This is a genomic window from Streptomyces sp. NPDC127097, from assembly GCF_042724075.1.
Lineage (GTDB): Bacteria > Actinomycetota > Actinomycetes > Streptomycetales > Streptomycetaceae > Streptomyces.
The window spans coordinates 20,649-29,118 of sequence record NZ_JBHXFI010000077.1 but is presented as its reverse complement, the minus strand read 5'-3'; the positions used below and the strand labels follow the sequence as shown (position 1 = coordinate 29,118).

8 protein-coding genes are annotated in these 8,470 nt (G+C 66.6%); 3 read left to right on the top strand and 5 right to left on the bottom strand.

The window, feature by feature from the left end:
- Positions 1-49: 49 nt before the first annotated feature.
- Entirely contained in the window at positions 50-1,153 is a 1,104-nt protein-coding gene (locus ACFWJW_RS34645; RefSeq protein WP_387248688.1) for a ParB/RepB/Spo0J family partition protein, read from the bottom strand.
- Complete coding sequence (locus ACFWJW_RS34640) at positions 1,150-2,298, bottom strand: ParA family protein (RefSeq protein ID WP_387248686.1); 1,149 nt, start codon at positions 2,296-2,298, stop codon at positions 1,150-1,152. Before ACFWJW_RS34640 ends, ACFWJW_RS34645 begins: the two co-directional genes overlap by 4 nt.
- Positions 2,299-2,453: 155 nt before the next feature.
- Here ACFWJW_RS34640 and ACFWJW_RS34635 point away from each other — a divergent pair, with 155 nt between their 5' ends.
- Positions 2,454-3,395, top strand: a complete 942-nt coding sequence (locus tag ACFWJW_RS34635; RefSeq protein ID WP_387248684.1) for a hypothetical protein — start codon at positions 2,454-2,456, stop codon at positions 3,393-3,395.
- Between the two features lie 40 nt (positions 3,396-3,435).
- Here the strand turns inward: ACFWJW_RS34635 and ACFWJW_RS34630 are convergent, their stop codons facing one another.
- Positions 3,436-3,687 carry a DUF6207 family protein gene (locus ACFWJW_RS34630; protein ID WP_387248682.1) on the bottom strand — a complete coding sequence of 84 codons (252 nt, stop codon included), beginning with the start codon at positions 3,685-3,687 and terminating at the stop codon, positions 3,436-3,438.
- A gap of 332 nt (positions 3,688-4,019) precedes the next feature.
- Here ACFWJW_RS34630 and ACFWJW_RS34625 point away from each other — a divergent pair, with 332 nt between their 5' ends.
- A complete protein-coding gene (locus ACFWJW_RS34625) occupies positions 4,020-4,574 on the top strand; it encodes an HNH endonuclease family protein (protein WP_387248680.1) in 555 nt (184 codons plus the stop codon).
- Positions 4,575-4,664: 90 nt separating this feature from the next.
- On the opposite strand, the gene ACFWJW_RS34620 is transcribed toward ACFWJW_RS34625, so the two are convergent.
- Both ACFWJW_RS34620 and ACFWJW_RS34615 read right to left on the bottom strand, forming a co-directional pair.
- The gene (locus ACFWJW_RS34620; RefSeq protein ID WP_387248678.1) at positions 4,665-5,132 is read right to left on the bottom strand and encodes a hypothetical protein; all 468 of its coding nucleotides are present in this window, start codon (positions 5,130-5,132) and stop codon (positions 4,665-4,667) included.
- A 435-nt stretch (positions 5,133-5,567) separates the two neighbouring features.
- Positions 5,568-5,741, bottom strand: coding sequence for a hypothetical protein (locus tag ACFWJW_RS34615; protein ID WP_387248676.1), 174 nt, complete (start codon positions 5,739-5,741; stop codon positions 5,568-5,570).
- A gap of 433 nt (positions 5,742-6,174) precedes the next feature.
- On the opposite strand from ACFWJW_RS34615, the gene ACFWJW_RS34610 reads away from it, so the two are divergent.
- Complete coding sequence (locus ACFWJW_RS34610) at positions 6,175-8,094, top strand: hypothetical protein (protein WP_387248674.1); 1,920 nt, start codon at positions 6,175-6,177, stop codon at positions 8,092-8,094.
- Positions 8,095-8,470: the final 376 nt, after the last annotated feature.

Below are 8,470 nucleotides of genomic sequence, written 5' to 3'. Positions count from 1 at the left end.
GACCGAGGTCCGGGCGACGGGGGCCGCCTTTTTGTGTTCAGCGTCTGAGTCAGGCTGGCTGCTCCTGCTCGCTCAGATCTCGCAGCAGTGCCTGGTACTCCTCGGGGTGCTGCTTGCGTAGGACGGCCATCCAAGCGCGCCCGCCCTCGACGAAGTTGTCACTGGTCATCTTCATGTGGAGATGCTGAACGATGTAGAAGGGGTTGTCGTACGGCAGCCGCTTCGGCTGGCTGTTCTTGTCTGTCTCCGACGCGTCTGCTTCAACCTCCGCCGGCACCGGGCTCCCGGAGGAAGTGTTAACGCCGTTAACGGTTGCCGCGGCGTCCGAGGGCGGTCCGGCTGAGCCCTCGGGGGTATTAACGCCGTTAACGGATGAGGCATCGCCGCCGTCGTCCGTCGGCTTACGCCGCCGCTGGCGCGGGGTCTTAACGGCGTTAATAGCCTTCTCGGCCTCGGCGTTCTGCTTCTCCTTGGGGAGCCGGCCGATCCGGCGAGCGGGCTCCACCTTCAACTTGCCCGACTCAACCTTCTCCTGAAGGTCGGGCGTGAGCTCGAGGAGCGCCAACCGCTGCGACACCCATGCCGGAGTCTTCCCGAGCCTCCTGGCAACCTCCCCCTGCGACCCGTGGACTTCCACGAGTTCCTGGAGTGCCTTCGCCTGGTCCATAGGAGCGACGTCGACGCGGTGGATGTTGGCGATGAGCGCGGACTCCAGGATGTCTGCAGCCGTCCCGGCGAGATCGTCGTTGACGTCGATCCGCAGCTCGGGGAGGCCAGCCAGTCCCGCAGCCTCCAGGCGCCGGTTGCCGTCGATGACGACATACTCGGCTTCCGCCGCGAGCTCCCCGTCCTGCCCCGGATAGGCACCCAGAAAGGCCGCGCGGCGTACCACGGTGACCGGCTGGATCTGCCCCCTGGCGCGCAGCGACTCCGCGGTCTCTTCGATGTCGGTGAGTTCGTCGCGCGGGTTGAACGGATTGTTCGAGAGCAGCTTGAGCTCGACCTTGGCCGGAGGACGCTTGCCCTCACCGCTCATGATCTGTTCACGCGTCCGGACCCGCCGAGGTTCAGGGGCACCGCCGCCCTGGCCCTCCTCGTCCATCGTGAAGCCGCGAGTTACACGCTGCTGCTGCTTCGGCTTGGCCTGCCTCATACCGCGAGCTCCTTCGCCAAGTCGCGCATCGCCTGTGCGTGTTCACTGTCGGGTGCGTACTCCAGCAGCGGGATCTCACCGTCCGCGGCCTCTCGGCCCTCCTTGAGGTCCCCGATGACGGCGAGAACGGTGGGGGAGGTGCTGCGCTCCCACTGATCGCGGTTCTCCTTGACCAGCTTGCCGCGTCGGCTGTCGTAGGCGTTGATGACCAGGCCCAGGTAGTCGACGGTGATGCGTCCCTTGTGGCACAGGTCTTCCATCTGCGAGCGCAGGAGGCGGAATGCCCGGTGGGAGGCCTTGTTGGCCCACACCGGGGTGATGACGCCGGAGCGGTCGGAGAGCTCTCCCTCGCGGCGCCGCACGTAATACAGCGCGGTGTCCATGTTCAGGCCGAGGCTGGGTGGCCCGTCGATGATGATCACGTCGTAGTCGCTCTCCAGCGGCTCCAGAGCCCTCTCGAGAGCGGCCTCGCTGAAGGAGACCTTGGACAGTGCGACGTCGCGCAGGAAGGCGTCGTCGGACGCGGGCAACAGGTGGAGCCGCTCCCCGAAACGCTCTTGGTCGAGGGCGACCAGGAGGTCATGAATGTCGCCCTTGGCGGTTCCGTCCATGTGCATCAGCAGCGTTTCGACGTCGTCCTCGTACATGAGGTCCTCGAAGCCCAGCTCGGCCGTGAGGTGGCCCTGTGGGTCGTAGTCGACGATGAGGACGCGGTGGCCGGCCTCGGCGAGAGCCTGGGCCATGCCACTGGAGATGAAGGTCTTGCCGACGCCGCCCTTCTGGTTGGCCACTATTACGCGGACGACCGGCTGGGCGGTGAGGGGAGTCGTGGGGGAGGGGTGCGCGTCGAGCCACATGGTCAGTGCCTGGGCAAGGCCCTGTACGTAGGTGACGTCCCGCTCGTTGCATGCGGCCTTGAACGCGTCCGGCTCCCCTGCGGGCAGGAAGGTGCCCCAGGTCCGGGCGCCGTCCGTCTTCACCTCCGGCACGTTCGTGGCGCTGTACCAGGCTTTGATGGCGACTTCGGCCGCGTCCTGGATGTCCATACCGTGCTCAAAAGCGCGGATTTTCAGGTGCCTGCGCAACTGGGGAGTGAGAGCGGTAATTAGCTTCTCTCGCTCCCCTCGTGGGCTTGGGATGCTCATGCGGCCGAACTTTACTAGGTCCAGGAGTGATGAGGGAGATGCCGCTCCGTTCACCTCTTCACTCAAGACCAACCACCCGCGCTGCCTAGGCGGCACAGAAAGTTGACCCCTGCAGTAAATAGGCGGCGCGATCCGGCAAAGCCCACCTACCGTGGATGATTGTGCATATAGATCCGTGGGTTGAGCTTGCCGATTCTCTGGACGGCCTGCGCGCCGCGTTCGGCCGCAGCTACGAACCCGAGCACGGCTGGCTAGCCGCGTCGCCAGCCAGCCAGGAGTGCCAGAACGAAACCCTGGCAGGCGACTGGGGAAGTCTGCCGACTCGAGATGCCAACATCACGCCTGTGACGCCTGTCCTGACAGTGCTCGACCACCTTGAGAGCCTAAGCACCCTCTTCAGGTCACCAGGAGGAATAACGGCCTCCCACACCATCGCCCGTGCTGTGCTCGATATCGCCATCGGGCCCTGGTACTTGTTGGAGCCAGGCATCGGTCCTCGCGAGCGCGTACGCCGGTTTATGAACATGCGCCTGCTCAGCCTCAAAGAACAGACCCAACTGGAGACAGGGCCAACAACCCCTCTCCGGGACCACGCCAACGTCCGCATCGAGGACATCCTCAGAACCGCCCGGACTCACGGCTTCGACGTTCACCGGGCACGAGACAAGTACAAGGCGCCCCACCTCGGCCCGGCCACACCCAGTACGACGACTCTCGCAACAGAGATCATCGCACCCAAGGATCCACGGCTCGGTGCCCTCTTCTGGCGTCTCGGCTCGGCCGTTACGCATGGTCAGCAGCACGGGCTCGCCATGTTCTTCATGAACACCGACCAGGCGGTGAATCCAGCTCATGGTGACTCTGGTGTTCTCATGCAGGTAAGCCCCAAGGACACCGCCTTGCGATGTGGGGGAGCGCCCTTGGCGGCCATCAGCATGTTGCGCCGACTGTACGCCCAATACGGCTGGCAGCCCTGTGAACTTGAGAAAGCCACATCCAGGCTTATCAAGACATGGCAGTCGGCGGCAGGTATCCAGGCTCCGCCTGTCCCGGAGACCTTTCGTGCTCGTGACGCAGCTTCACGCGGAGCCTCATGAGCCATGCCGGAGAGCAGGGTGGGAGCGTCCGGCGTCGGGCTCACCAACCTGAGGGACTGCCAGCGATGCGTTGTTCAGAGGCGCCGCCCGGCAGGGGGGTGCGGCGCAGGTCGGCGTAGGCGCGGACGGTGACGCCGGCCTTGCCGGGCGTGTGCCAGGGGGCGGAGGGGCCGCTGGAGAGCCACAGCCCGCCGAGCGCCGTCGCGGCCTGGGTGGCGGTTGACTCGTCGGCCGCGGTGATGTCGATGACGACCAGGCCCGGTTCGCGCAGGTGCTCTTCGGAGATCTTCATGGCCAGACAGACGCCCCCGACTGCAAAGGAGTTCGTCGTGACCGTGGAAGTCACCCGGAAGTGGACCAGGCGCTCATACGGGGGTGCGGCCTGCCGTGCGAAGACCTCGGTTGACGCGGCCTAGCGCGATGGGTAGACCCATGAAGCTGTCTCCAACTCACCTGCCTGGGAGCTCTATGTTCTCCGCGCGCCGCCTGACCACTCTGGCCTGCCCGCTGCTGATCCTGTCTGCAGCCGCATGCACACCCAGCACCTCGCACCATGACGCGAAGCCGTCGCCGGCGACACCGAGCGCATCACCTCCCAACGGCAAGAACGGCACACTGAGCCTGATGGACGCGATAGGCCGGTTGAAGGTGGCCCGCGAAGCCCGTGCCGGATACGAGCGCGACAAGTTCCGCCTGTGGACCGACGCAGACCACGACGGCTGCGACACCCGCAAGGAAGTCCTCCTGGCCGAAGCAGTGAAGAAGCCGCGGCAGGGCAAGAGCTGCAAGCTGACCGGGGGCAGCTGGCGCTCGTATTACGACGACAAGACCGTCACCGACGCCCGCAAACTCGACATCGACCATGTCGTGCCCCTCGCCGAAGCATGGGACTCCGGCGCCTCGAAATGGACTGCGCAGCGCAGAGAGCAGTACGCCAACGACCTGGGCGCCGAGCGCAGTCTCGTCGCGGTCAGCCTGGGGCCCAACCGGACCAAGGGCGACAAGGATCCGGCCGAGTGGATGCCGCCGGCGAAGGACGCCACCTGCACCTACGCCACCGACTGGATCGCCGCAAAGCTCCGCTGGAAGCTGACCGCCGACCGTACCGAGGTCAAAGCCCTGCGCACAGTCGCCTCGGGTTGCAGGGACGCGACAGTGACGTTCACGCCGGCACCGTAGAGCGCCACGACGCCAGGGCGCCCTCAAAGCACCTATCCCCGGCCAGGGAGACCGCGCTTCCTGTCTGGCACAGGTGCGCTGAACGGCGGGTCAGTTGGCTGCTGCCTCTGCCGTTCGGCGGGCCCGCTTCTCGGCACGCGGTTCGGCCTTCCAGCCGGGCAGGAACGCCGACAGCATCGGGTCGCTTTCGATCCTCTGCTGGGTAAGCCGCATGCCTTCGTCGATGAGCGCATCCCACCTCTCTGTGGCGAGCTCGACGCGGCAGGGCAAGTCCTGGATGATCTTCTCGTCCACGGTCAGGTAGTTCGATGCCCGCCGCCCGGCCCCACGGGCCGTAGGCACGTAGGCATCGGCGCCGGCCTGGTCAGGAAGCAGGGAGATGAGGACCGCGTCCCCGTCCTCAGCGATCCTTCGGGCCGCCTTGTTGGCTGCCGAGACCTCCGCCTTGGAAGGATCCCGTTCCAACATCTCGATCAGGGTCCTGCGGATGCTGACTGTGTCCCGACCAGCCAGCGCATTCTGCAGGGCCTGGTGGAAGGTCTCCGTCATCGATGTCATGACCGTGATTGTCACGACTGGCTGGCCCGGGGCCGTGCGCTTGAGGGCGGCGCCCGGTGTATGTTCCCCCGTACGGCAGATACGTACGGGGCGTCGTCGCCGACTGTTTTGCGAATTCCCCACGGACTCTGAACGCCCATGTGCCAGTCCCTCTGGACGGGCGTCGACGCGGCGTATTTGGCAGCCATAGACCGCGATATGGAGCGCGCCGGGCTACGCCCCTCGGCTGGGTGACTCAAGAACGCTGGACCACCCAGTACAAGCAACTCCCTGAGCCTGCCCAGTTCGAGGACCCGGGATTCGTGCAGCCGTACCGGCCAATTGCGGCGCGTCTGCGCACCGCAATCGACAGTCGCCCCACTCGAGTTGGTCATCTGGCGAACCCATAGCCCTGCGCGGCGAGGCGCAGCAGGGTGTCGGCGTCCGCTGCTCGGGTCACGGGCCGGTGAGGATGGCGTGGGTGCCCATCCGGCGCCAGACGAAGTGGCGGGTGCCGCACGTCTTTTCGTGGCCGTATTGCCATGTCGCGCGGCCGTTCTGTGCCCAGGTGAGTTCGTAGACGCCGGGGGCGACGTGCAGGCCCTTGATGCGCAGGCCGGGACGGCACACCCCGGTGCGCAGGTCGGGGACGAAGGAGTCGAGGACGACGTGGTGGAAGCGACGGCGTTGGGCGGGGTGAGGTGCTGGAGGTCGGTGGTGAAGTGGGGGAGGGTCTCGAAGGTGGGCACGGTGGTCTCCTTCAGGCAGCACGACGAAGCCCCCGGGGTTGCCGGGGGCTGAGAGGTGTCTCGCTCGGGTCGAAGCGGTTCGGTGACGAGGTGCGGGGCGGAGCGTCTCAGATACCTGACGTCTGACCTGCACCGCTGTGGGCGATTCGCCCAGCAAGGCAGAAATGTGAGCTGGTGTTGGTTTACCGCGGTAAACCAACACCAGCTCTTCGCGGCTGTGACCCACCCCTTGAGCTGCCCTCAGGACTGCGACACGCCTACCTCCTCACATGTCCTGCCCGGATTTACTCGGGATTGGCCGGGATTATGAGGGTGTGTTGACCAAGGAGATCTCTGCGGGCCTCATGCAATGGTCCGCGCGGGTGCAGGATGCGCGCCGACGGGTGCGTGAGGCAGGGCCAGCAGAGCGGGCGGCGCGAATTCGCTACGGCGGGCAATGCCGCCGGGAGGCGTTCGCCTATCTCGCGAGAGCCTGCGGAGTACTGAGGTCCTGGCCAGGCACGGCACAGGTCGGCGAAGAGGCCGTAGCTGCCGCCCAGACGATCGTGCTGGCGTGCGACGCACCGGAGATCCGCAAAATTCTCCCCCTACTCACCGCCGCCGCCCAGCAGCGCCGCATCCCACCGCTGATGATGGCCCAGGCGACAGATGCCCTGTGCGTCGCCGAGCGCCGTCCGCAGGTCTATGGAACGGCCAAAGGCCACCCGATCGCGGACGAAGCCCGCGCCGAAAACCTCCGCTCCCTCATCGGGCTGCCGCCACTGACCCCAGCACCCTTGCCCCTGCGCACCGACAAGCGCTCCCCCCAAACCCCGGAGCGCCAGGCCGAGATGCCAAGCGACCTGTCCGTGCTGGACGGGCTGTTGGCCGAGCTGCCCCCGGTGGGACCGCTTCCGCGCACGGTGCGCCCGACAGTGGGGCCGCAAGCAGCGTGGGGGTGTGCGTACTGCGGCGGTGCGGCCGGCCCTGGATGCGACGAGCTCACCGCCAAGGGCAGAACATGGCGGGTCTGCTCGGTGTGCGCCAACTGCCCGGACACGAGTGAGGGCCGACTGTTGGACATGCTGACCACCAAGGGCGGTCTCGCGCTGGAGATCGCCCGCGCAACATCGGCGCTGGCACGCCATGAAGGCTTTCGACTGCCGATGCGGTACGCCGACGCTCGCTGCCGGCCGAACCACCGTCCGCAGCCGCGCTGGCACCACGTCCCGGCCTCTGCAGTGGAGGCGCTGGTGACGTTCGCCGAGCACCGTCGTCCCTCAGTCACCCCCGTCGCCATGCCCGCCCAACGCCCGGCTCGTCGCGTCCATCCGGGAATACTGATGAACGACAAGGCGTGGGCGATGCTCGCCTGGCCCTCCGACGCAGAGCTATCCGCAGTCCAGGTGGGGCAGGCGCTCCAGCTGGCGCCCCCCACCCTAAGTAAGCGTGGCTTGAGCGTTGGCAAAGTGGCCGAGCTGCTAGCGGTCTTCGCTGATCCGCCGCTATGGCTGCTCGACCTCCACCGGCTCCTGGCGACACAGCGCGCCACCAACCAGGCACGCCAGATGGCCATGGCTCGGGCTGGAAACACAGCACCCGTGGCACCGACGTCCGACAGCGACTCCCGCTTGGAAGAGCTTGTCGACGCTCTCTTCACACCGACCGAACCCGACTCTGGCTCGATCCCGGCGCCACCCGCGCGGCTGCTCGAACATGCCCAAGGCCGGCCACATCCACAACTGTTGGTCAGCACAAGGGCCCAGCGATTGCTCGCCCTACCCGCCGACCATCCCCTTGCCCCCACCGAGGTCGGCCGTGCCCTTCAGATCGCCTGCTCAACGTTGATCCAGCATGGGTTGGACATTTGCACAGCCGGAGAGCTGGCAGCCGTGTTCACTGACCCGCCGCAATGGCTGGTCCAAGCCCACGCCCAACTGGCCACCCAGAGCATCGACAAGGCGGGCAGCAAAGCCAGCACCAAGCCCGCGTCCCATGCCGGCCCCCCGCACCCGGACCTCCTCATCTCCGCCAGAGCACAGAAAGCACTGGGGCAGCCGCAGCACACGAAAATGTCCGCGACCCAGGTATGCAAAGCACTTCAGTACCCCCACCCCTCCGAGGTCGTGAAAGGACGCCTGGCTCGCATCACAACCGCCGGCGCGCTCGCAGCCTTGTTGCACCAGCCGCCGAAGTGGTTGCTCGACGACCACCGCAAACTCGCCGCCGCGCGGAGCGCCGCATTCCTGAGATAAGTGCGGACTGCAACGAACCGCGGCGAAGTCCCTGGCGGTTGGCCGGGGGCGGAGAGGTGTCTCGCTCGGATTGAAGGGGGATCTGGTGCGGGACGGAGCGTCATTAGGTGTCTGTGGGGGAGCGGTACATGGTGTGCGCTTCTTGACGGCGGAGTCGTCTGCTGTCGGTTGTTGGGGTGCGTGACGCGTGGGTGGCTGGTCGCCCGCGCAGCATTTGCATGGCTTCCTGTAGGGGCCGTGAGTGCGAAAGATGGTGTTCGCCGGGCGGGCGCGACGCTGCCGCCAGCGCCCGCCGTGCGGGATCGGCCGTGAAGTTCTGGTGAACCCTCCCGCCCCACGGGATCGCGCTTTTTTGCAGGTCAGGGCCGGTGTCCCC